Source organism: Actinocorallia libanotica, assembly GCF_039525175.1.
Classification (GTDB): domain Bacteria; phylum Actinomycetota; class Actinomycetes; order Streptosporangiales; family Streptosporangiaceae; genus Actinocorallia; species Actinocorallia libanotica.
The window spans coordinates 66,977-88,815 of the sequence record NZ_BAAAHH010000033.1; the positions used below are offsets into that span (position 1 = coordinate 66,977).

The window sequence follows — 21,839 nt, forward strand, 5'->3', positions numbered from 1 at the left end:
CCGTACGACGCCTTCATGGCGTTCGGCACCGCGTCATCGGACCATTGACCTGCATTCCGCCGGTATCCGCATCTCCCGGCACCCTCCACAAGACGGGAAAGAGAATTGCGTGGGGGACAGAGGAAATGGTTTCTCTTTTCTGGAACAGGGGCGACGAGGAACGCGCAGGGATGCGCCGGTGGGGACCGGCCTCGGCGGGTCCTGGGTTCGGAGACGGCGAAAGCCCCCGGCCCGGGAGGGGCGAGGGCTTTCGGGGAGGTGCGGTTACTGGGCGGCCAGGACCACGTTGACCAGGATGTTGGCCAGGAGGGCGCCGCTGCGCTTCTTGCCGGCGTCCTTCAGCAGGGCCTCCAGGATCCAGGCGGCCTTCTGGTCGGCGGTGTCCGCGGGGGCGCCGACCTGGACGAAGACCGGACCGCCGGTGGCCGAGGCGGGGGTGGTCACCGGGGCGGGGGCCTCGGTGGTGGGGGCGGGGGCCGGCGCGGGCTCGGCGGGCGGCGTGGTCGGGACGGGCTCGGTCGGGAGGCCGCCGAACTGGCCCAGGATCTCCTGCAGCGTGGCGAAGATGGTGTTGATCTGGGTCGGCGTCAGCTTGGTGGCCTCGCCGAACAGCACGAAGATCTGGGAGAGGTCGCCGGCGAGGATCTGGCGGGCGGCTTCGGCCATGGCCGGGGGGAAGGCGGTGAGGATCTGCTCGACGAGGCTGAGCTCCTCGGCGGCGGCGGCCAGGACCACGGACGGGGCCGGCGCGGCCTGCGCGGGGGTGACGGCGGTGAGCGCCGGGGTGATGGCCAGGGCCAGCGTCGCGGCGGCCAGCGCCGGCTTGCGGATCTTCAAGGGGGCTCCTCGTGCGCGGAACGGGGGGAATGGCGAGGAGGGGGCTGGGCACCCCTCGCGTTGAGCCTGCTAAGACTAGTGACAGAAATGAACTATTTTCAAGATCTGTCCCCTTCTGGTCCAAAGTGTGACGGTGGGAAAGAGAAAGACGCTTCAGGGCCGGGCCCTGAAGCGTCTCTCCGGTCGCGGTGAAGGCTACTTGCCGGAGGCCTTCAGCCAGTCCTTGTTCATCCGGCCGATGAACTCCAGCGGGATGCCCTTCGGGCACGCCACGGTGCACTCGCCGGTGTTGGTGCAGCCGCCGAAGTCCAGGTCGTCGTGGGTCTTGATCATGTTGATGACGCGGCTGTCGCGCTCGGGCTGGCCCTGCGGGAGCAGGCCCAGGTGCGAGATCTTCGCCGACATGAACAGCGAGCCGGAACCGTTCGGGCAGGCCGCCACGCACGCGCCGCAGCCGATGCACTCGGCGGCGACGAACGCCTTGTCGGCGTCGGCCTTGGGCACCGGGGTGGCGTGCGCGTCCGGCGCGGTGCCGGTCGGGGCGGAGATGTAGCCGCCCGCCTCGATGATCTTGTCGAAGGCGCCGCGGTCGACCACCAGGTCCTTGACGACCGGGAAGGCCTTGGCCCGCCACGGCTCGACGTCGATCGTCTCGCCGTCCTTGAACTTGCGCATGTGCAGCTGGCACGTGGTGGTGTTGCGCTCGGGACCGTGCGGCTGGCCGTTGATCACCAGCGAGCACATGCCGCAGATGCCCTCACGGCAGTCGTGGTCGAACGCGATCGGCTCCTCGCCCTCCAGGATGAGGCGCTCGTTGAGCACGTCGAGCATTTCCAGGAACGAGGCGTCCTCGGAGATGCCGTCGACGTCGTAGGTGACCATCTGGCCCTTGTCGGCCGCGTTCTTCTGACGCCAGATGCGGAGCTTGAGCTTCATGGGTGTGCGCCTCTTACTTGTAAGAGCGGGTGCTGGGCTTGACGTACTCGAAGAGGAGCTCCTCCTTGTGGAGCACCGGCTTGTCGCCGCCGGTCCACTCCCAGGCCGCGGCGTAGGCGAAGTTCTCGTCGTCGCGCTTGGCCTCGCCCTCCTCGTCCTGGGACTCGGCGCGGAAGTGGCCGCCGCAGGACTCGGTGCGGTGCAGCGCGTCGATGCACATGAGCTCGCCGAGCTCCAGGAAGTCCGCGACGCGGCCGGCCTTCTCCAGCGACTGGTTCAGGTCGTCGCCGGAACCCGGCACCGTCACGTTCTGCCAGAAGTCCTCGCGCAGGTCGCGGATGAGGCTGATGGCCTTGCGCAGGCCCTCGTCGGTCCGCTCCATGCCGCAGTACTCCCACATGATGTGGCCGAGCTCGCGGTGGTAGGAGTCCACGGTCCGGTTGCCCTTGATCGAGAGGAACTTCTCGACCTGGCCCTTGACGGTGTCCTCGACCTCCTGGACGGTCGCGTCCGGCACCGGGGTGGCCGGGTTCTTCGCCAGGTAGTCGCCGATGGTCTGGGGGATGACGAAGTAGCCGTCGGCCAGACCCTGCATCAGCGCGGACGCGCCGAGGCGGTTGGCGCCGTGGTCGGAGAAGTTGGCCTCGCCGAGCACGAACATGCCGGGGATGGTCGACTCGAGGTCGTAGTCCACCCACAGGCCGCCCATCGTGTAGTGCACGGCGGGGTAGATGCGCATCGGCTGCTCGTAGGGGTTCTCACCCGTGATGCGCTCGTACATCTGGAAGAGGTTGTCGTACTTGGCCTCGACGGCCTTGCGGCCCAGACGCGTGATCGCGTCCTTGAAGTCCAGGTAGACGCCCAGGCCGCCGGGGCCGACGCCGCGGCCCTCGTCGCAGACGTTCTTGGCGGCGCGGGAGGCGATGTCACGCGGCACCAGGTTGCCGAACGCCGGGTAGATGCGCTCCAGGTAGTAGTCGCGCTCGTCCTCGGGGATGTCGGAGGGCTTGCGGGCGTCGCCCGCCTCCTTGGGCACCCACACGCGGCCGTCGTTGCGCAGCGACTCCGACATCAGGGTCAGCTTCGACTGGTGGTCGCCGGAGACCGGGATGCAGGTCGGGTGGATCTGCGTGTAGCAGGGGTTGGCGAACAGCGCGCCCTTCTTGTGCGCCCGCCAGGCCGCCGTGACGTTGGAGCCCATGGCGTTGGTGGACAGGAAGTACACGTTGCCGTAGCCGCCGGTGGCCAGCACGACCGCGTCGGCGGTGTAGGACTTGATCTCGCCGGAGATCAGGTCGCGCACGACGACGCCGCGCGCCTTGCCCTCGTGCATGATCAGGTCGAGCATCTCGTGCCGGGCGTGCAGCTCGACGTTGCCCAGGTCCACCTGGCGCATCAGCGCCTGGTAGGCGCCGAGCAGCAGCTGCTGGCCCGTCTGGCCGCGGGCGTAGAAGGTGCGGGAGACCTGCGCGCCGCCGAAGGAGCGGTTGTCGAGCAGGCCGCCGTACTCGCGGGCGAACGGGACGCCCTGCGCGACGCACTGGTCGATGATCTGGGTGGAGATCTCCGCCAGGCGGTGCACGTTGGACTCGCGGGCGCGGAAGTCGCCGCCCTTGACCGTGTCGTAGAACAGCCGGTGCACCGAGTCGCCGTCGTTGCGGTAGTTCTTCGCGGCGTTGATCCCGCCCTGCGCGGCGATGGAGTGGGCGCGGCGCGGGGAGTCCTGGAAGCAGAACTGGATGACCTTGTAGCCCAGCTCGCCCAGGGTGGCGCCCGCCGAGCCGCCGGCCAGGCCGGTGCCGACGATGATGACGGTCTTCTTGCGCTTGTTCGCCGGGTTGACGAGCTTCACGTCGAACTTGCGCTGGGTCCAGCGGTCCGCGATGGGGGTGGTCGCGGGCGCCTTGGTGTCGGCGACCGGTTCGCCGACGCTGAAGTATTCGGTCTCGCTCATCAGTCGATCAACCCCACGGTGACGGAGAAGGGAACAACCAGGAATCCGACCACGATCAGCAGGGAGAAGGCCGTGGCGAAGAGGTTCAGCGGGGCCTCGTGCTTGGGGTTCTTCAGACCGAGCGTCTGGACCGCGCTGACCAGGCCGTGGCGCAGGTGGAAGCCGAGCGCGATGACGGCGGCCGCGTAGAAGAGGGTCACCCACCAGCGGTCGGGGGCGAAGCCGGCGACCACGTTCTGGTACGCCTCGCCGTGCACGCCGTGCGGGTTCACGGTGCCGACCGTCAGGTCGAGGATGTGCCACACGATGAACAGCAGGATGATCACACCGCCCCAGCGCATGGTGCGCGCCGCGTAGGAGCCGTTGACCTTCGCCCGGTGCTGGTACTTCACCGGCCGCGCCCGCTTGGCCCGCGCGGTCAGCTCGGCCGCGGAGCCGAAGTGCATGATGACCACCACCAGCAGGCCCACCCGCTGGATCCACAGGAACCAGCCCTCGTGCAGGGCGGGTTCACCGAGGGTGCGCAACCAGGCCGCATAGCCGTTGAACTCTTCCAGACCAAAGAAGATCTTCAGGTTCCCGACCATGTGCCCGAGAATGAAGAGGACCATCAGGCCGCCGGTCACGGCCATGATCACTTTTTTGCCCACCGTGGACCGGTAGAGGGCGGGGATCGTCGCTATAGCCACGCGCCGAACCGTACAAATCAGGCGACTATTAGGTCCAAGTCATGAACCATCTAGCTTCCATAGCCAGAAGCTATGAACGCTGCCGAGCAGGCGAATCCGCACCGTGGTACAGACCACTCTGGTGATGGACTTCACACCCTCACCGGGAACCCCGCAGGCCCGTGAGCAGCTCCGACGCGCCTTCCCGCGCCCCGTGGTATGGCGTCTTGATGCTCACCGTATCGGGCGTTTTCTCGCCCCTCATCCGGGGTCCCCGGAAGGGCGCCGCCGGGTTCCGGCGGCGGCGCGTCAGCGGCGTTCGGCGAGGGCGAGGAGTTCGTCCACCGACCACTGGTCGTAGACGTGCTCACCGTACTTGGCCGCGAGCACCCGGCCGTCCGGTGAGATCAGGAAGTCGGCGGGCAGCCCCCACCTTCCCCCTTCGGGAAAGAAGGACGGAGCCTTGGCTCGGCCGCGCAGCAGCAGCGCGGTGGAGCGCGCCAGCGACCGCAGCACCGGCCACCAGGCGCGGGGGTGCAGCAGCGAGCGCTTGGCGGACTCGACGCCGAACTCCCGGTAGAGCCGCTTGCCCGGGTCGGCGACGACCGCGAAGGGCAGCTCCGCCACGTGCTCGCGCAGCAGGCCGGCGGGGGAGTGGAAGACGACGACCTCGCGGATCCCGGCCGCCCGGATCTCCTCGTGCCGGGCGACGATCGAACGCAGGTGCAGGTTGCAGACGGGGCAGCCGGCGAACCGCCGGAACTGCAGGTGGACCAGCGCGTCCGGGCTGGGCACCGGTACGGCGGGCCCGGTCACGGACTCCAGTTCACGAGAGCGCAGGGACGCGCCGGGGCTCAGGGTCATGATGTGCTCCTCGGTCGGGGTCGGGGTCGGGGTCGGGGTCGGGGTCGGGGTCGGCGGAGGCGTGCGGGGGTGGGGGCGTGAAGGCCTGCGGAACGCCCTCGCCGCCGTAGGCGTACGACGCACGCTTACCTCCATGGGCCTGTGGCGCCCTTTGCCGCCGTAGGCGTACGCCATACGCTCAACACTGTAGGCGTATGCCGTACGCTGTCAACCGTGCCGAGACCCCGATCGCTGACGCCGTCCCGCATCGCCGACGCCGCCCTGGCCGTCCTGGACGCCGAGGGGCACGGGGCGCTGAGCATGCGCGCCGTCGCCGCCCGGCTGGGCATGGGCACGATGTCGCTCTACCGCTACGTCGAGGACCGCTCCGCCCTGGAGGAGCTCGTCGTGGAGCGGATCCTGGAGCCGGTGGACCTGACCGCCCCCGACGGCGCCTGGCGGCACCGGCTCCTGGAGCTGTCCGAACGGGTGCGCCGCGCCGTCGCCGCCCACCCCGCCGCGATCCCCCTGGCGATCGCCCACCGCCAGTCCTCGCCGACCCTGCTGCGCTGGACCGAGACCGTCCTGGACGTCCTCACCGCCGCGGGCCTCACCGGCCACGCCCGGGCCGCGGCCCTGCGCGCCCTGCTCGCCCACCTCATCGGCGCCCTGGAGCTCGCCCACGGCGCCCCCCTGCAGGGCGAGGGCACCCGCCGCCTCTCGGCCCTCCCCCCGGCGGACTTCCCCCTCCTGACCGCCACGGCCCGCGACGCCGCCGCCATCTCCCCCGAGGAGGAGTTCCGCCTGGGCCTCGAACTCCTCCTGAACGGCCTGGCCGCCGCCCACCTCGGCGAAACCCCCGAAACCGGCGAAAAGTAAAGGCACCCGCCTCGGTCCGGCCCGACAGAGTGGACCCTCCGGTCCGGCCCGACAGAGCGGACCCCTCCGGTCCGGCCTGACAGAGCGGACCCCTCCGGTCCGGCCCGACGGCCGGTCCGGAGGGGTCCGGGTGCCTCCGGGGTCAGCGGGGGGCGAGGGACTCCTTGAGGAAGGAGATCTGGAGGTGGAGGAGGTTCTCGGCGACGATCTCCTGGGGGGTCATGTGGGTGACGCCGGAGAGGGGGAGGACGGTGTGGGGGCGGCCGGCGGCCAGGAGGGCGCTGGAGAGGCGGAGGGTGTGGGCGGCCACGACGTTGTCGTCGGCGAGGCCGTGGATGATCATCAGGGGGCGCTCGAGCTTCGGGGCGTCCTCGATGAGGGAGTTGGCGGTGTAGGACTCGGGCTCCTCGTCGGGGTGGCCCAGGTAGCGCTCGGTGTAGTGGGTGTCGTACAGGCGCCAGTCGGTGACCGGGGCGCCGGCGACGGCGGCGTGGAAGACGCCGGGGCGGCGCAGCACGGCCAGGGCGGCCAGGAAGCCGCCGAAGGACCAGCCGCGGATCGCCACGCGGGACAGGTCCAGCGGGTGGCGCTCGGCGGCGGCGTGCAGGGCGGCGATCTGGTCGTCCAGGACCACCTCGCAGAAGTCGCCGGCGATCGCGCGCTCCCACGCGGGGCCGCGGCCCGGGCTGCCCCGGCCGTCGGCGACGACCACGGCGAAGCCCTGGTCGGCCAGCCACTGGGCCTCGCAGTACATGCGCCCCACGGCCAGGACGCGCTGGGCGTGCGGGCCGCCGTACGGGTCCATCAGGACGGGCAGCCGCTCGCCCGAGGCCGGGTCGAAGCCGGTCGGCAGCAGGACGGCCGTGCGGATCCCGCGCTCCCCGGCGGAGAACAGCTCGGGCTTCGGGGTGATGACCGGCTGCTCGGCCAGGTTGGGGACCTCCACGTCCGTGCCGTGCACCCACGTCCGGGAGCGGGTGGCGGACAGGGCGGTGCCCGTCAGCACCGTGACGTCGCCGCCGCGGACCGCCCCGTACACGCCGGGCTCGTCGGTGAGCCGGACGAGGCCGTCGGGGGAGTGGCGCCACACGTGCACCTCGGTCGGCTCCTCGGAGGCGGTGAACAGCACCGACTCGTCCTGGACCCCCAGCACCGCGCGGACCTGCAGCCCCTCGGGGGTGACCGGCTCGCCGCCGACGGTCAGCCGCCGCGTGTCGTCGACGTCCCGCGTCCAGACCAGCGCGCCCGAGCGGGTGCGGGCCGGCACGCCGGGGACGACCTCCAGCCAGACGGGGTCGTGGTCGGCCTGCTCGATGGCGGTCTCCCCGTCGAGGGCGTCCACCTTCAGGATGCGCAGGGTGCGCTGGTCGCGGGTCTGCACCACGATCAGCGGGCCGCGCTCGCCCCAGGAGGCGGTGACCAGGTACGGGTACATGCCGCGGTCCCAGGCGACGGCCGTCTTGCCGGTGCCCTCGGCCTTCACCAGGAACAGCGAGACGATGGCGTTGGCGGTGCCGGCCGCCGGGTAGGCGATCTCCTGCGCGGGGCGCTCGGGATTGGCCGGGTCGGCGATGTGCCAGCGCTGCACCGGCGTCTCGTCCACCCGGGAGACCAGCAGCTGCTGCCCGTCGGGCGACCACCAGTAGCCGCGCATCCGGCCCATCTCCTCGGCGGCGATGAACTCGGCGAGGCCGTAGGAGATCTGCGGGCTCTCCGGGCGCGCCATCACCGTGTCGGTGCCCGAGGCCAGGTCGATCACGTGCAGGGACCGCTCGGCGACGTAGGCGACGCGCTTGCCGCGCGGGTCGAGCCGCGGGTCGAACGCGGGCGTCGCCGCGGGGAGCCGCTGCACCGACCCGTCCGCCAGGTCGACCAGGAACAGCTGCCCCGCCAGCGCGAACACCGCTTTGCGGACGGCCTGGTCGGTGGCGTAGGAGACGATGCCGCCCGCCGCCTCCCGCGCCCGCTCCCGGCGCGCCCGCTCCTCGGCCGGCAGGTCGCTCTCGTCCACGTCCAGCCGCGCCGGATCGGCGAGCAGCGCCTCCTCGCCGGTGGCCGGGTCGAGCCGCCACAGGCAGGTGACCGGGTCGGTGCCTCCCCGGCTGCGCAGGAAGACCACGCACGAGCCGTCGGGAGCGACGGTGAAGCCGCGGGGCGCGCCCAACGTGAACCGGCGGGTCCTGGCACTCTGCCGAGGGAAGCTGATCGTCATGCCCCCACCCTAAAACGCACCTCCGACACCCGGCCACGCCGTGCCCCCTTCTGTGGAAAGCGCAGCACGCACGGCGCGCGTTCAGCCATGGGCGGCGCGCCGCCAGGCGTGCGTTCCTCCGCGGACCGTGCGGCGCGCGTAGCCAGGCGTTCGGGCACGGTCGGCGTGCCGTCAGACGTGCGCTCTTCCGCGGACGGCACAGTGCCCGCCTCTGCGTGACCGGGTTCCGCGGGGAGGAACCGGTTGCGCTCCGTGGCGGGGCGGTAGGCGACAATGGCCGGTGTGCAGCTCCAGCAACTGGTCTACTTCGTCGCGGTGGCGGAGATCCGCCACTTCACGCAGGCGGCCGAGTCGCTCGGCATCGCGCAGCCCTCGCTGTCCAAGCAGATCCGCACGCTGGAGAAGGAGCTGGGCGCGTCGCTGTTCAGCAGGGCGCGCGGCAACATCACCCTCACCCCGGCGGGGGAGATCCTGCTTCCGCTGGCCAAGCGCATCCTCGCCGACGTCGACACCGCGCGGCTGGAGGTGCGGGAGCTGGCGGGGCTGGTGCGCGGCCGGGTCCGCCTGGGGGCGACGCCGTCGTTGTGCGGGGGGCTGCTGGCGGACGTGCTGCGCCGCTTCCACGACTCCTATCCCGGCATCAGCCTCACCGTGGAGGAGGGCGGCTCCCGCGACCTGGTGCGCGAGCTGACGCGCGGTTCGCTGGACCTGGCGCTGGTGATCCTGCCGCTGGCCGAGGACACCCCGCTGGAGACCACCCCGATCCTGCGCGAGAACCTGGTGGTGGCGATGCCGTCGGACCAGCGCTCGCGCCGCTCCCCGATGGCCATCTCCGACCTGCGCGACCGCGACCTGGTGATGTTCCGCTCCGGCTACGACCTGCGCGACTCCACGATCGCCGCCTGCCGCCAGGCCGGGTTCGAGCCGCGCTTCGCCGTCGAGGGCGGCGAGATGGACGCCGTCCTGCGCTTCGTCGAGGTGGGCCTGGGCATCGCCGTGGTGCCGAGCATGGTGCTGGCCGGCCGCCCGAGGCTGCGCGGCGTCCCCCTCACCTTCGCGGCCGACTCCGCCGCGGTGACCCGCCGCGAGCTCCCGCCCCCGCCGGGCCTGCAGCGCACCATCGCGATCGCCCACCGCAAGGACGTCGCCCCCACCCACGCGGCCCGCGCCTTCCGCACGACCCTGGAGGAGTTCGTCGCCGAGGCCGCCCGCGAGCAGACCCTCCCCCAGGGCGTCCACTACCTCTCGTGACCCGGCCCGCCTCCGGGGACGCCCCCGGAGGCGGGCCGGTCAGGCGTTCCAGGTGCGCCAGAGGGCGGCGTAGGAGCCGGAGAGGGCGAGGAGCTCGGTGTGGGTGCCCAGCTCGGTGATGCGGCCGCCCTCGACGACGGCGTCGCGGTCGGCGTCGTGGGCGGTGTGGAGGCGGTGCGCGATCGCGACGACCGTGCGGCCCTCCAGGACGGCGCCGAGGGAGCGTTCGAGCTCGCGGGCGGCGCGCGGGTCGATCAGCGAGGTGGCCTCGTCCAGGACGAGGGTGTGCGGGTCGGCGAGCACCAGGCGGGCCAGGGCGAGCTGCTGGGCCTGGGCGGGGGTGAGGTCGGCGCCGCCGGAGCCGACGGCGGCCTCCAGGCCGGGCCCCTCCCAGCCGACGGCGGCCAGCGCGTCCCGCAGCTCGGCGTCGGAGGCGGGCCGGACGAGGGTGAGGTTCTCGCGCAGGGTGCCGCGGAAGACGTGGTGCTCCTGGGTGACCAGCGCGATCCGGTGGCGCAGCTCTTCGGGCGGCAGCTCCTCCAGCGGCACCGAGTCCAGGGTGACCGAGCCGGTGCGGGGCGCGTCGATCCCGGCGAGCAGCCGCCCGAGCGTGGACTTGCCCGCCCCGGACGGCCCGACGACCGCGATCCGCTCCCCCGGCCGCAGGTCGAGGTCGATCCCGTGCAGCACGTCGCGGGTGCCGTAGGCGTACCGGACGTCCCGCGCGGACACCTCCACCCCGTCGGGGAGCGGCCCGTCCCCGCGCTCCTCGACGCGGTCGGCGACGCCCAGCAGCCGGGCGAGCGAGGCCCCGCCGACCTGGAGCTCGTCGAGCTCGGCCAGCAGCATGTCCAGCGGGTGGGCGAGCTGCTGGACGTACAGGGTCGCGGCCGTCACCTGGGCGAGGGAGACGTGCCCTTCCAGGTAGAGCCAGCCGCCGAACAGCAGGGTCAGCGTGACGGGAAGGACGTAGGACAGCTCCAGGACCGGGTACCAGAAGGTGCGCAGCCGCAGGGAGGCGCGTTCGGCCGCGTAGCTGCCCGCCATCTGCGCGTCGGCGTGCTCGCGCCGCAGCTCCTCCCGGCCGAGCGCGGCGACCGTCCGCGCGCCGTTGACCGTCTCGGCGAGCCCGTCGATGACCTCGGCCCAGGCGGCGTTCTCCCGCAGGTAGGCGTCGCGGGCGCGCTTGAGGTACCAGCGGGTGCTGAGCCACAGCACCGGCAGCACCAGCAGGGTGGGGAGCAGCAGCAGAGGCCCGGTCAGCAGCACCGCGCCGAGCGTGCACAGGCAGGTGACCAGCGCGATGACCACCTGGAGCAGGGCTTGGCGCACCGACCGGTTGAGGGTGTCGATGTCGCGGGTGGTGCGGGAGAGCAGGTCGCCCGTCCCGGCGCGCTCCACGGTCGCCAGCGGCAGCCGCAGCACCCGTTCGACGAACTCCTCGCGCAGCTCGGCCAGCACCCGTTCGCCGAGCCGGGAGGAGACGGCGAACGCCTGGCGGGTCAGCACGCCCTGCAGGACGACGAACAGCGCGATGCCCGCCGCGATCAGGTCGATCCGCCGGCCGGGGTCCTCCACCAGCCGGCTCAGCAGCCACGGCACGGTCAGCCCGCTGGCGGTGGCCAGCGCGTGCAGGACCAGGGCCAGGGACAGCTCCCGCGGATGCCGCAGCGCCAGCCGCCGGGCGTACGTCTTGACCTCCGCCGCGGAGGCCACGGGCAGGCGCATGATCACTCCTTGGGTTCGGTGGCCAGGGCGCCCCGGTCCGGACGACCGGAGCGAAGCGGGGACCGGCCGGACCGGTCTTCGGGGGCCCGGGGGTCGCCCCCCGGCAGGGCGCGGGTGACGGCGGCGCGGTAGTCCGGCTCCCGGTCGAGCAGGTCGCGGTGCCCGCCCTCGGCGGCGACCCGCCCGTCGGGGATCCACACGACGCGGTCGGCGCGGTCCAGCACCAGGGGGCTGGAGGTGAACACGACGGTGGTGCGCCCCGCCCGGTGCGCGGCGAGCCGTTCGGCGATCCGCGCCTCGGTGTGGGCGTCGACGGCGCTGGTGGGCTCGACGAGGACGAGGACTTCGGGGTCGGCGGCCAGGGCGCGCGCCAGTTTGAGCCGCTGCTGCTGCCCGCCGGAGAACTCCCGCCCCCCTTCGGCGACGTACCCGTCCAGCCCGGTCGCCTCCACGACGTCCTCGGCGCAGGCTGCGCGGACCGCCTCGTCCGGCACGGCGCCGCCGGGGGACAGCTCGGCGGCCAGGGTGCCGGTGAACAGCCGGTCCTCGTTGCGGGCGACCAGGATCCGGCGGCGCAGGCCCGCCAGCTCGGCGAGCGGCACCCCGCCGTAGCGGACGTCGTCGTCGGTGTACCCGCCGAGCCGGTCGGCGAGCTCGCCCGCCCGCACGCCCGCGACGACCGCGGTGAGCAGGCCGGGCATGACGTGCAGCCCGGAGCCGGGGTCGGCCAGGACGGCGGCCTCGTCCGGCTCGCGGGTCCCCGCGCCGGGCTGCTCGGGTTCGAGGGACAGGACGTGCACGATCCGGCGCGCCGCCACATGGCCCCTGATGGTGGTCTCGGCCAGCTCGGCGAGCGTCCACAGCGGCCCCACCAGGAAGGCGGTGTAGCCGTAGGCGGCGACGAGCTCGCCGGGCCCGATCGCCCCGGCGGCCAGCTGGCGGGCGCCCAGCCAGGTGACGGCCACGACGAGCAGGCCGGGCAGCAGCGCCCCGGCGCCCTTGAGGGTGGCCTCGGCCGCGGCGGTGTGCGTCCCGGCCCGCCGCAGCCGCTGGGACCTGGCGCGGAAGCCGCGCCCGAACGGCTCCTCGCCGCCCAGGCCGCGCAGGATCCGCAGCCCGGAGACGAGGTCGGCGGCCTGGTCGGTCAGCTCGCTCTCCAGCTCGCGCTGGCGGGTGCGCCGCCGGTGCACCGGCCGCATCAGCGGCGCGCTGAGCGCCATGATCAGCGGGACGCCGAGCAGCACCACCACGCCCAGCAGGGGCGTGGTGGCCAGCAGGACGACCGTCACCGTCACGACCGCCACCGCCGCCCCGCAGGCACGGGTGAGGATCTCCACCGCGCTGCCGATCTTGGAGACGTCCGCGACGCCGACCGCGACGACCTCGCCGGTGCTCAGCCGGCGGGACAGCGTCGCGCCGAGCCGGACGGACTGGCGGGTGACGAGCTGGACGACGCGGTAGGCCGCGTCGAGCCACACGGCGACCGCCAGCCGGTGCTGGGGCGTGCCGACGGCGGCCTGGACGAGGCCGAGCAGCAGCAGGATCAGCGACCAGCGCAGCAGCGCGGACCCGTCGTGGCCGACCAGGCCCAGGTCGATCGCCTTGCCGATGGCGGCCGGCATCAGCGCCTGGGCGACCATGCCCACGACGCCCAGCGCGACGGCGGGCACGAGCGAGCGGGCCTGTGCCCGCACGGACCAGCCCAGGAACCGCCAGGGCCCGCGGTGGTCGGGTGTTCCGGGATCGGGAACCGGCAGTGGGCGCATCCTCTGACGGTAAGTAACAAACTGCTGACGATGCCAACGGTTTTTTCCGCCGGTGGCGAGGTCGTCCCCGGTGGAGGCGACGGCGGACGCCCCGCCGGGGACCCTGGTAACCGGAGTGGTCCATACCGCTGGCTACGCTGCTGCACATGAGCGATCGCCGCATCCTGTTCATGCACGCCCATCCCGACGACGAATCGATCAACACGGGCGCGACCATGGCCCGGTATGCGGCGGAGGGCGCCCAGGTCACCCTGGTGACCTGCACCCTCGGCGAGGAGGGCGAGATCATCCCGCCGGAGTACGCCGACCTGGCCTCCGACCGGCAGGACACGCTGGGCGAGCACCGCATCTCGGAGCTGGCGAAGGCGTGCGAGGCGCTGGGCGTCTTGGACCACCGGTTCCTGGGCGGCGCGGGCCGCTGGCGGGACTCGGGCATGGCGGGGGTGTCCTCCAACGACCGGCCCGGCGCGTTCTGGCACGCCGACGTGGACGAGGCGGCCGCGCTGCTGGAGGAGATCGTCCGCGAGGTGCGGCCGCAGGTGATCGTCACCTACGACGACGACGGCTATTACGGGCATCCCGACCACATCCAGGCGCACCGGGTGTCGTGGCGGGTGTTCGAGAACTCCCAGGGCACCGACTGGCAGATCGACAAGTTCTACGCCATCGCGATGCCGCGCTCGGTCCTGGCCCGCTCGGTGGCGGTGCTGAAGGCCAGCAGCCCCTTCCGCAGCCCCGGCAGCGTGGACGAGCTGCCCTACGGGGTGCCCGACGACCAGGTGACCACGGCCATCGACTGCCGCGCCTACCTGCCGCGCAAGCTCGCCGCGCTGGCCGCCCACCACACCCAGATCACCGTCGAGGGCAGCCATTTCGCGCTCTCCAACAAGGTGGGCCAGCAGGCCTTCGGCGTGGAGTACTACACCCGCCTGGCCGGGCCGCAGGGGCAGCTGGGCCCGGACGGGCGTGAGCACGACCTGTTCGGCGGGCTAACCTGAGTTTCCGTGAACAGGTTGGACAGTGTCCTCACGGGCGCCCTTTACGGACTTCTCGCGCTGGGAGGTGTGCTCCTCGCGCTGATCGGCTCGTTCAGCTTCGGGCGCTCCCTGCTGATCGCCGCGGCGCTGTGCGCGCTCAACCTGGCGGCCTTCCGCGCCGCGGGCTGGGCGGTGGGCACCCGCACGGGGGCGCTCGTGCCCGCCGCCGCCTGGCTCACCGCCACCGGCGTGCTCTCGCTGCCCCGGTCCGAGGGCGACGTGATCATCACCAGCGGCGCCGGCGGCATGCTCTTCCTGTTCGGCGGAGCCGCCGCCGCGCTGATCGCCGCGGCGCTCACCCCCGCCACCCGCTCCTGGCTGACGGGGCTGCCGCAGTGACGTCCCGGCCCGATCCCGCCGAGTTCCGCCGGGTGATCGGCCGCTTCGCCACCGGGATCACGGTGGTGACGACGGTCGCGGACGGCGTCGACCACGCGATGACGATGAACGCCTTCACGTCCGTCTCGCTCGACCCCCTGCTGGTCCTGTTCTGCGTGGAGAAGAAGGCGCGCTTCCACAGGGTCGTGCTCGCACGGGACACCTGGGCGGTGTCGATCCTGGGCGAGGACTCCGAGGCCGCCTCCTCCTGGTTCGCCACCCGGGGCCGCTCCTGGGACGACCAGATGGAGGGCTGGGCGACGCACCGCGGCGAGCTCACCGGCGCGCCCATCCTGGACGAGGCGATCGGCTCCCTGGAGTGCCGCACCCACGCCGTCCACGACGCGGGCGACCACACGGTGGTGATCGGCGAGGTGCTGTCGGTCGGCGCCCCCGCCGACCGCGGCCCGCTGCTGTACTACCAGGGCGCCTACCGCCGGCTCGGGAACGGCTGACCGTACGGCCCGGTGCGCCGCAGGTAAAAAACCAGGCCGGTGCCGCCCGCTCGCAGTTCCGAAAGCGGTCCGCGGACTTAGCCTGAAGGCATGACGACGACGACTTCCGCCGGGTTGCTGGAGCTGTCCGACGCGCACGCGGCGCACACCTACCATCCGCTGCCCGTCGTGATCTCCCGGGCGGAGGGCGTCTGGGTGACCGACGTGGAGGGCGGGCGCTACCTCGACCTGCTCGCCGCCTACTCGGCGATCAACTTCGGGCACGGCAACCCGCGGCTGGTGGCGCGGGCGATGGAGCAACTGGAACGGGTCACGCTGGTCAGCCGCGCCTTCGAGCACGACCAGTTCGGCCCGTTCGTGTCCGAGCTGGCCGGGCTGTGCGGCAAGGACATGGTGCTGCCGATGAACTCCGGCGCCGAAGGCGTCGAGACGGCGCTGAAGACCGCCCGGAAGTGGGGGTACGAGGTCAAGGGCGTCCCCCCGGGCCAGGCCAACATCATCACGTTCCACGGCAACTTCCACGGCCGGACGACGACGATCATCTCCTTCTCCGACGACCCGGACGCCCGCGACTCCTACGGCCCGTACACGCCCGGGTTCCGCAGTGTGCCCTATGGGGACGTCGAGGCGCTGCGCGCCGCGGTCGACGACGCGACGGTGGGCGTCCTGGTCGAGCCGGTCCAGGGGGAGGCGGGCGTCAACGTGCCGCCGCCGGGCTTCCTGCGGGCGGTGCGGGAGCTGTGCACCGAGGCGAACGTGCTGATGATCGACGACGAGATCCAGGCGGGCCTCGGCCGCACCGGGTACACCTTCGCCGCCGACCACGAGGGCGTCGTCCCCGACGTCTACATCCTGGGCAAGGCGCTGGGCGGCGGGATCATTCCGGTCTCGGCGGTGGCGGCCGACCGCGACGTGCTGGGGGTGTTCCGGCCGGGCCAGCACGGCTCCACGTTCGGGGGCAACCCGCTGGCGTGCGCGATCGGCCGGGAGGTCGTCGCGATGCTCCAGGAGGGCACCTACCAGCGCAACTCCGCCGAACTCGGCGCCTACCTGCACGAGCGGCTGGCCGGGCTGCCGGGCGTCGAGCGCGTCTCGGGCCGCGGCCTGTGGGCGGGCCTGCACCTGGGCCGCGCGGCGAGGCCGGTGTCGGAGCGCCTGATGGAGCTGGGCGTGCTGGCCAAGGAGACGCACGAGACCGTGCTGCGGCTCGCGCCGCCCCTGGTCATCACCCGGGAGGAGCTGGACTGGGGACTGGAGCGGCTGGAGACGGCACTGGCCGGAGGCTGAAACTACTCATCGGTAGGATCTTGTGCCATGACCTTCGCGACCGCAGACCTCATCGACGACTTCGACGCCGAACTGCGCAGCTGCGAGACGCAGTTCCGCCAGTACGGCGGCGAACCCGTCTTCAGCGGGCCCGTCACCACGATCCGCTGCCTCCGCGACAACGGCCTGGTGAAGAGGACGCTGAACGGCCCCGGCGAGGGCCGCGTGCTCGTCGTCGACGGCGGCGGCTCCCTGGCCTCCGCGCTGTGCGGCGACCTCATCGCCAAGGCCGCCGTCGACAACGGCTGGGCGGGCGTCGTCATCCACGGCGCGGTCCGCGACACCGCGACCCTGGCCACCCTGCCGATCGGCATCAAGGCGCTGGGCTCCAACCCGCGCAAGAGCGCCAAGGACGCCGCGGGCGAGACGGACGTACCCGTCACGTTCGGCGGCGTGGAGTTCCGGCCCGGCGACTGGCTCTACAGCGACCACGACGGCATCGTCGTCGCCGGCCGCGACGTGCTGGCCGCGGGCTGAGCCCGCGCGCCGACCCGTCCGCTATCCGTTCGCCGCGCCCGGCTGGAGCCGGCCCATCAGCGTGGAGAACTCCGCCAGGGTCAGCTTGCCGTCGAGGCTGAGGTCGGCGGTCAGCATGATCTCCACCACCCGGGCGGTGCTGCCCTCCTGGCCGAGCGCCCGCATCAGGTTGCGCAGCTCGTCCATGTCGATGTACCCGTCACCGTCGACGTCGATGAGGTCGAAAGTCGCCTTGTACTCATTGCTCACGGACGCACCGTATCTCAATGGCCGTTGATCATCCCGATCCGTGCGACTTTGACGGTGCGGGCGCCGGGCCTGCCGCCCAAGGTGATCCGGCGGAGGGCGACGTTGTCGGTGAGGTCGGTCTCGACGAGGCGGCGGCTGGGGTTCGCGGCGACCTCCAGCCGGTAGACGCCGTTGGGGATCTTCGTGATGTCGAAGGACTGGCCGGGCAGGGAGTGCTCGTAGGTGTCGCCGGAACCGGGCTCCAGCGCCTGGCGCAGCGACACCGAGGTGCTCTCGCCGCAGGAGCTGGACAGGTCGGTGTTCTCCGGCCGCGGGTTGGCGCCCTCGACCGTCAGGTCGATCTGGTCGGTGTTGGCCAGGCAGAACGCCTCCTTGCGGCCCCGCACGACGCGCCCGCCGTCGGCGGACAGCAGGCGGTAGGCGGCGAAGTCGCGGAAGTGCCAGTGCTCGTGGCCCTCCTTGGGCTCCCACTCGAACGTGCCGGTCTTGGTGTAGCCGGTCTGGACGCCGTTCGCGTCGTAGAAGTACTGGTAGGCGTCCATGACGTCGCTCTTCTCGCGGCGGAACCCGTCGACGACGAGCCGCGACGGACCCGCGTTCCACACCGTCGCCGAGAAGCGCAGGTAGTCGCGCTTCCTGACGAAGAGGCCCCTGTCGTTCAGGTGCGAGACACGGATGTCCCAGGCGGGCAGCGCCCGCAGATCGGGCTTGGGCCCCTGCGGGACCGGCGCGACGGTCGACGGGCGCAGGCCGGGCTCCAGCGCGCCGCCGTCCCGGGCGGAGAGGCGCCGCCGCATGTGCCCTCCGCCGTGCTCCTCGTTCGAGGCGGCGCGGACGGTCAGCCCGACCGTGCGGGTCTCCCCGGAGACGCCCAGCAGCCGCCGGTACTTCTCCGCGACGGAGACCTCGACGCGGTACTTTCCGGGCTTGAGGTCGAGGAGCTTGTCGTCGGCGGGGATGACGGGCAGCGCCCACCCCCGCGGGATGCCCCACACCGTGCCGAGCGTGAACGGATGGGCGGGGCAGGACTGCGGGTAGGTGTCGACCGGTGAGGCGTCCCGCTGGTACCGGTTGGCGACACCGGCGGGGCAGAACTTCTGGGCGGCCCGCTTGACCGTCTTGCCGCGCTTGTTCTTCACGGTGACCTGGAGGAAGCCCGGCAGGCCCGAGAAGTCCCGCACCAGGCCGTCGGGGAGCTTCTCGTACCGATCGCCGACCCGCCGGTGGACCTCCGGGAGCCGGTCGTAGGAGGCGCGCCGCACCCGCAGCTCGAACCGCTCGTCGGCGGCGAGGTGGAGGCCCAGGTCCAGCGCCACCCCGGAGTCGTCGGGATCGCGCTCGGCGACCACGTTCCCGGTGGCGGTGACCAGGCGCAGCGAGGGGGCCTCCGCGACGGCCGGCGGGATCGGGGCAACGGCGAGGGAGAAGACGGCCAGGCCGGAGAGACCGGCGCAGAGGGAACGGGACACGGCGACTCCGAAGGATCGAGAGGGGAATGGCTGAGAGTATCCGGCCGATCACTCGATGTGGGGTGAATTCTGGAGAATGCTCTGCCGGGGGCGCGGTTCTCGCTCTCCGGGTTCGTGTCCTGGGGTGTGGCCCTTCTGGGGGCGGACGCTGCTCTGGGGGTCCCTCGCCTCTTCGGGCACCGGGCAGGGCCTCCGCTGTGCGCTCTTCCTGTCACGGGGGCGTTCCCGGGGTCTGTCCGGGCGCATCGACGGCGGCGAGAACGCCCGTGAGCCCGCCGCCTGGCTCGCTTAGGAGCTGCCCGATGCGGTCCGTGTGGGGCTTCGCGATGCGGTCCGTGTGGGCTTCACGACGAGCGGGTCGTCATCGCGGTGAGCCTTCCGCGGCCCATGAGGCGGTGGGGTGCGACCTGGCGGAGCAGCTCATCCCCCTGCGCGCTCTCCTGGGAGCGGGCTGTGCGACGGCGACCACCGGCGGCGCCGCACGGACCCGCCGGGCGGGCTCCTCCGGCTACTCGACGGACCTTTGCTGAAAATCCCGATACCCGACTGATCGGTACTGCTGCGAAGAGTGCCCGCCTGGTCGCACAATGTGCCCATGATGCGACTTCTCGTCTTCTGCTGTGCGCTGCCGCTGGTCGCGGGCTGCGACTCCGGCTCGGCCGACCCACCGCCCGTGCCCTACACCGCCGTCCCGCGGACGCCCATGCCGTACACGCCCGTGCCCGGGCCGTGACCTTGGCGATGCGGTAACAGCGTCGATCTTGTGGCCGGGACGTGATCAACCGCCGGTTATCGTGCGATCACCGGAGAATGAGAAAGGGTGGCGCAATGACGGAGGAGAACAGCAGAGGCCGCAGAGTGTCCGGAGACCAGCGGGCGGAACTGGCACGGATCGCGGCCGAGCAGTACGCGGCGGGCCGCAGCATCCGCGCCCTCGCCGCCGAGCTGGGCCGCTCGTACGGCTTCGTGCACAAGCTGCTGGGCGAGGCGGGCGTGGAACTCCGCGGCCGCGGCGGCAACAACCGCTCCAAGAAGAGCTGACACACGGGCACTCTTCGCACACCGGCACGGCGGACTGGGGGCGGTTCCCGTGCCACAGGCAGGAAGAAGGCGGGCCACTCGGGCGAGCGGCCCGCCTTCGGCTTCTCCCCCCACCGCTCTTCTCCGCTTCCTTCAGAACCCCCCACCTACGGACGCCGACCTCCCATGACCGCTCACCCCGGACCGTCCGTGACACCGGACCGTCCGTGACACCGGACCGTCCGTGACACCGGACCGTCCGTGACACCGGACCGTCCGTGATGCCGGACCGTCCGTGATGCCGGGCCGTTCGTGACGGCGGGCCGTCTGTGACGCTGGTTAGGGCCTTACGCAGGGCCGTCTGCGACGCAGGGCCGTCTGCGACGCAGGGCCGTCTGCGACGCAGGGCCGTCTGTGATGCCGAGTCGTCTGTGACGGCGGGCCGTCCGTGATGCCAGGCGTTCGTGACGGCGGGCTGTCCGTGATGCCGGGTCGCTCGTGACGGAGGGCCGGGCCTTACGCTGGAGCGGGCTTCGTGCAGGGCTCCGGCAACGGGGGGTCCAAGAAGGGTCGCGGCGGCGGCACGGTTCGTTGACACGGTCCTCACGGAGGGTGACGCTCACCCGTATGCCCCGTACGGATCGTTCAGTACAGCTCGCGCCCGGCCTGCTGGTGCTGCTCGGAACGGCCTCGTTCGCCCTGGTGCTCACCTTCCTGCACTCGGCGTCGGGCTGGGTGGCGCCCGCCATCCTGGCGCTGATGCTGACCATCGGGGTGCATCCCGTCCGCGCCTGGCTCGCCCGCCTCGGCGCGCCCGAGTGGGTGCGCTTCCTGGTGCCGCTGCTGGTGATCCTGGTCTTCCTCGCCGCGATGGGCCTGGCCCTGGCCGTCTCCATCAGCGAACTGATCTCGCTGCTGCCCCAGTACTCCTCCCGGTTCACCGAGATCGTCAACAACGTGAACCGCCTGCTGGCCCGCGCCGACATCGACACCAGCCGCATCGCCGCCCAGGTGGGCGAGCTGAACCCCGCGAACCTCGTCCCGTTCCTGCAGACGGCCCTCAACGGCGTGGTCAGCCTCTCCTCCACCGGCGTCCTGCTGGTCACCCTGCTGGTGGCGATGTGCCTGGACGCCACCGCCCTGGGCCACCAGCTCACCGCCCTGGAATCCGACAAGCCCGACCTGGTCCGCGCCCTGCGCGGCGTCGTCCGCGACACCTACAGCTACCTGAAGGTCAGCACCATCTTCGGCTTCATCATGGCCGCCCTCGACGTCATCGCCCTGTACATCCTCGACATCCCCCTCCCGCTGCTGTGGGGCCTCCTGGCCTTCATCGCCAACTACATCCCCACCTTCGGCTTCCTCCTGGCCCTGATCCCCCCCACCCTCCTGGCCCTCCTCATCGACAGCCCCGGCAAGGCCATCGCCGTCCTCATCACCTACATCGTCATCAACTTCATCACCCAGTCCCTCCTCCTCCCCAAGTTCCTCGGCGGCGCCGTAGGCCTCTCCGTCACCCTGACCATGCTCTCCCTCATCCTGTGGACCTCCACCCTCGGCGCCCTGGGCGCCCTCCTCGCCGTCCCCCTCACCCTCATGGTCCGCGCCCTCCTCCTGGAAACCGACCCCGACAAGGCCTGGGCCGGCCGCCTCCTCACCGGCGCCCCACCCCGCCCCGAATAAATCCCCCTTACCGGACTCCTACTTTGCCGAACAAAAGAAATAATCAACCATTCATTGACCAACTGCTTTTTCGTAAAGTTAGAGTCCCCTGACTCGAAGGTTGCCCTCTCCTTATCTTCACCGCATGCCAGTTTCCGCACAGCACGAAGCGAGAGTCAGGATCATCCGGGAGAACCCTGAACTCATCATCCTTTTCTGTCCGGGGACAACACCCCGCAGTTCGCGGTCTGCTGCGAGGTCCAGCTCAGAGTCGATCCCGACCGGGAGTGGGCCTGGCCCGTCTACCTGACCAAACTGCGCCTGGACCTCAAGTGCCCCGTGGTGCTCTTCGTCCTCACACCCGACCCGGCCGTCGTCCGCTGGTGCTCGCGGGGCTTCGACACCGGCCACCCCGGCTTCATCCTCGTCCCCATCGCCATCGGCCACGACCAGACCGACCGCATCACAGCCCTGGAAGACGCCCGGAATAACCTGGGATTGGCCATCCTGTCTGCGCTCACCCACGGCGACACGCCGGAAGGCCTGGCGATCCTCGACACGGTCGTGGAAGCCGTCAGCTTCTCGGCCTTGAAGGGCCGAGCTTGCAGCTCTTCCTCACACCTGGCGGGTGTGGTTCAGGCCGCGTCGTCGGCAGCGTGACTCACTGCCCAGACCGCCTCACCGCGCTGGGC

At 71.8% G+C, this 21,839-nt stretch carries 21 protein-coding genes; 11 read left to right on the forward strand and 10 right to left on the reverse strand.

The window, feature by feature from the left end; translation table 11 throughout:
- Positions 1–264 precede the first annotated feature (264 nt).
- The 5 genes from ABD140_RS30880 to ABD140_RS30900 form a co-directional block, all read right to left on the reverse strand.
- Positions 265–837, reverse strand: a complete 573-nt coding sequence (locus ABD140_RS30880) for a hypothetical protein (RefSeq protein WP_344244762.1) — start codon at positions 835–837, stop codon at positions 265–267.
- A gap of 195 nt (positions 838–1,032) precedes the next feature.
- Positions 1,033–1,773: a succinate dehydrogenase/fumarate reductase iron-sulfur subunit gene (locus tag ABD140_RS30885; RefSeq protein ID WP_344244764.1), complete on the reverse strand. Its 741-nt coding sequence runs from the start codon at positions 1,771–1,773 to the stop codon at positions 1,033–1,035.
- Between the two features lie 13 nt (positions 1,774–1,786).
- Positions 1,787–3,727: a fumarate reductase/succinate dehydrogenase flavoprotein subunit gene (locus tag ABD140_RS30890; protein ID WP_344244766.1), complete on the reverse strand. Its 1,941-nt coding sequence runs from the start codon at positions 3,725–3,727 to the stop codon at positions 1,787–1,789.
- On the reverse strand, positions 3,727–4,416 hold the full coding sequence (locus tag ABD140_RS30895) for a succinate dehydrogenase cytochrome b subunit (RefSeq protein ID WP_344244768.1): 690 nt from the start codon (positions 4,414–4,416) through the stop codon (positions 3,727–3,729). The genes ABD140_RS30890 and ABD140_RS30895 overlap by 1 nt, the downstream gene beginning before the upstream one ends.
- A 288-nt stretch (positions 4,417–4,704) precedes the next feature.
- Positions 4,705–5,259 (reverse strand): peroxiredoxin-like family protein, encoded by a 555-nt coding sequence (locus tag ABD140_RS30900; RefSeq protein ID WP_344244770.1) that lies wholly within the window; start codon positions 5,257–5,259, stop codon positions 4,705–4,707.
- Between the two features lie 213 nt (positions 5,260–5,472).
- Between ABD140_RS30900 and ABD140_RS30905 the strand changes: the two genes are divergently transcribed.
- Positions 5,473–6,117, forward strand: a complete 645-nt coding sequence (locus ABD140_RS30905; protein ID WP_344244772.1) for a TetR/AcrR family transcriptional regulator — start codon at positions 5,473–5,475, stop codon at positions 6,115–6,117.
- 142 nt (positions 6,118–6,259) lie between these two features.
- On the opposite strand, the gene ABD140_RS30910 is transcribed toward ABD140_RS30905, so the two are convergent.
- A complete protein-coding gene (locus ABD140_RS30910) occupies positions 6,260–8,329 on the reverse strand; it encodes a S9 family peptidase (RefSeq protein ID WP_344244774.1) in 2,070 nt (689 codons plus the stop codon).
- 282 nt (positions 8,330–8,611) lie between these two features.
- Between ABD140_RS30910 and ABD140_RS30915 the strand changes: the two genes are divergently transcribed.
- Positions 8,612–9,580: a LysR family transcriptional regulator gene (locus ABD140_RS30915; RefSeq protein ID WP_344244776.1), complete on the forward strand. Its 969-nt coding sequence runs from the start codon at positions 8,612–8,614 to the stop codon at positions 9,578–9,580.
- A gap of 39 nt (positions 9,581–9,619) precedes the next feature.
- Here the strand turns inward: ABD140_RS30915 and ABD140_RS30920 are convergent, their stop codons facing one another.
- Both ABD140_RS30920 and ABD140_RS30925 read right to left on the reverse strand, forming a co-directional pair.
- Entirely contained in the window at positions 9,620–11,308 is a 1,689-nt protein-coding gene (locus ABD140_RS30920; protein ID WP_344244778.1) for an ABC transporter ATP-binding protein, read from the reverse strand.
- A gap of 2 nt (positions 11,309–11,310) precedes the next feature.
- On the reverse strand, positions 11,311–13,074 hold the full coding sequence (locus ABD140_RS30925; RefSeq protein WP_344244780.1) for an ABC transporter transmembrane domain-containing protein: 1,764 nt from the start codon (positions 13,072–13,074) through the stop codon (positions 11,311–11,313).
- Between the two features lie 146 nt (positions 13,075–13,220).
- Between ABD140_RS30925 and mshB the strand changes: the two genes are divergently transcribed.
- The 5 genes from mshB (at position 13,221) to rraA (ending at position 16,747) form a co-directional block, all read left to right on the forward strand.
- Positions 13,221–14,072 carry an N-acetyl-1-D-myo-inositol-2-amino-2-deoxy-alpha-D-glucopyranoside deacetylase gene (mshB, locus tag ABD140_RS30930; RefSeq protein WP_344244782.1) on the forward strand — a complete coding sequence of 284 codons (852 nt, stop codon included), beginning with the start codon at positions 13,221–13,223 and terminating at the stop codon, positions 14,070–14,072.
- 6 nt (positions 14,073–14,078) lie between these two features.
- Positions 14,079–14,450 (forward strand): DUF6113 family protein, encoded by a 372-nt coding sequence (locus tag ABD140_RS30935; protein ID WP_344244784.1) that lies wholly within the window; start codon positions 14,079–14,081, stop codon positions 14,448–14,450.
- Positions 14,447–14,944: a flavin reductase family protein gene (locus ABD140_RS30940; RefSeq protein ID WP_344244786.1), complete on the forward strand. Its 498-nt coding sequence runs from the start codon at positions 14,447–14,449 to the stop codon at positions 14,942–14,944. Before ABD140_RS30935 ends, ABD140_RS30940 begins: the two co-directional genes overlap by 4 nt.
- 90 nt (positions 14,945–15,034) lie before the next feature.
- Positions 15,035–16,231 (forward strand): ornithine--oxo-acid transaminase, encoded by a 1,197-nt coding sequence (gene rocD / locus ABD140_RS30945; RefSeq protein WP_344244788.1) that lies wholly within the window; start codon positions 15,035–15,037, stop codon positions 16,229–16,231.
- 27 nt (positions 16,232–16,258) lie between these two features.
- Positions 16,259–16,747: a ribonuclease E activity regulator RraA gene (gene rraA / locus ABD140_RS30950; protein WP_344244790.1), complete on the forward strand. Its 489-nt coding sequence runs from the start codon at positions 16,259–16,261 to the stop codon at positions 16,745–16,747.
- A 21-nt stretch (positions 16,748–16,768) separates the two neighbouring features.
- Here rraA and ABD140_RS30955 read toward each other — a convergent pair whose 3' ends face one another.
- The gene (locus tag ABD140_RS30955; protein ID WP_344244792.1) at positions 16,769–16,996 is read right to left on the reverse strand and encodes an EF-hand domain-containing protein; all 228 of its coding nucleotides are present in this window, start codon (positions 16,994–16,996) and stop codon (positions 16,769–16,771) included.
- 14 nt (positions 16,997–17,010) lie between these two features.
- Entirely contained in the window at positions 17,011–18,465 is a 1,455-nt protein-coding gene (locus ABD140_RS30960) for a lysyl oxidase family protein (RefSeq protein ID WP_344244794.1), read from the reverse strand.
- A gap of 595 nt (positions 18,466–19,060) precedes the next feature.
- On the opposite strand from ABD140_RS30960, the gene ABD140_RS30965 reads away from it, so the two are divergent.
- From ABD140_RS30965 to ABD140_RS30980, 4 genes are all read left to right on the forward strand, one after another.
- Complete coding sequence (locus tag ABD140_RS30965; protein ID WP_344244796.1) at positions 19,061–19,198, forward strand: hypothetical protein; 138 nt, start codon at positions 19,061–19,063, stop codon at positions 19,196–19,198.
- Positions 19,199–19,293: 95 nt separating this feature from the next.
- Complete coding sequence (locus ABD140_RS30970; RefSeq protein ID WP_344244798.1) at positions 19,294–19,506, forward strand: helix-turn-helix domain-containing protein; 213 nt, start codon at positions 19,294–19,296, stop codon at positions 19,504–19,506.
- Positions 19,507–20,112: 606 nt separating this feature from the next.
- Positions 20,113–21,168: an AI-2E family transporter gene (locus ABD140_RS30975; RefSeq protein WP_344244800.1), complete on the forward strand. Its 1,056-nt coding sequence runs from the start codon at positions 20,113–20,115 to the stop codon at positions 21,166–21,168.
- 318 nt (positions 21,169–21,486) lie between these two features.
- Complete coding sequence (locus ABD140_RS30980; RefSeq protein WP_344244802.1) at positions 21,487–21,807, forward strand: hypothetical protein; 321 nt, start codon at positions 21,487–21,489, stop codon at positions 21,805–21,807.
- Positions 21,808–21,839: the final 32 nt, after the last annotated feature.

Coding starts and splice junctions, on each gene's coding strand:
- ABD140_RS30965 (WP_344244796.1), top strand. CDS start 19,061: ATGATGCGACTTCTCGTCTTCTGCTGTGCGCTGCCGCTGGTCGCGGGC.
- ABD140_RS30910 (WP_344244774.1), bottom strand. CDS start 8,329: ATGACGATCAGCTTCCCTCGGCAGAGTGCCAGGACCCGCCGGTTCACG.
- ABD140_RS30885 (WP_344244764.1), bottom strand. CDS start 1,773: ATGAAGCTCAAGCTCCGCATCTGGCGTCAGAAGAACGCGGCCGACAAG.
- ABD140_RS30890 (WP_344244766.1), bottom strand. CDS start 3,727: ATGAGCGAGACCGAATACTTCAGCGTCGGCGAACCGGTCGCCGACACC.
- ABD140_RS30900 (WP_344244770.1), bottom strand. CDS start 5,259: ATGACCCTGAGCCCCGGCGCGTCCCTGCGCTCTCGTGAACTGGAGTCC.
- ABD140_RS30920 (WP_344244778.1), bottom strand. CDS start 11,308: ATGCGCCTGCCCGTGGCCTCCGCGGCGGAGGTCAAGACGTACGCCCGG.
- ABD140_RS30925 (WP_344244780.1), bottom strand. CDS start 13,074: ATGCGCCCACTGCCGGTTCCCGATCCCGGAACACCCGACCACCGCGGG.
- ABD140_RS30970 (WP_344244798.1), top strand. CDS start 19,294: ATGACGGAGGAGAACAGCAGAGGCCGCAGAGTGTCCGGAGACCAGCGG.
- rraA (WP_344244790.1), top strand. CDS start 16,259: ATGACCTTCGCGACCGCAGACCTCATCGACGACTTCGACGCCGAACTG.
- mshB (WP_344244782.1), top strand. CDS start 13,221: ATGAGCGATCGCCGCATCCTGTTCATGCACGCCCATCCCGACGACGAA.
- rocD (WP_344244788.1), top strand. CDS start 15,035: ATGACGACGACGACTTCCGCCGGGTTGCTGGAGCTGTCCGACGCGCAC.
- ABD140_RS30975 (WP_344244800.1), top strand. CDS start 20,113: ATGCCCCGTACGGATCGTTCAGTACAGCTCGCGCCCGGCCTGCTGGTG.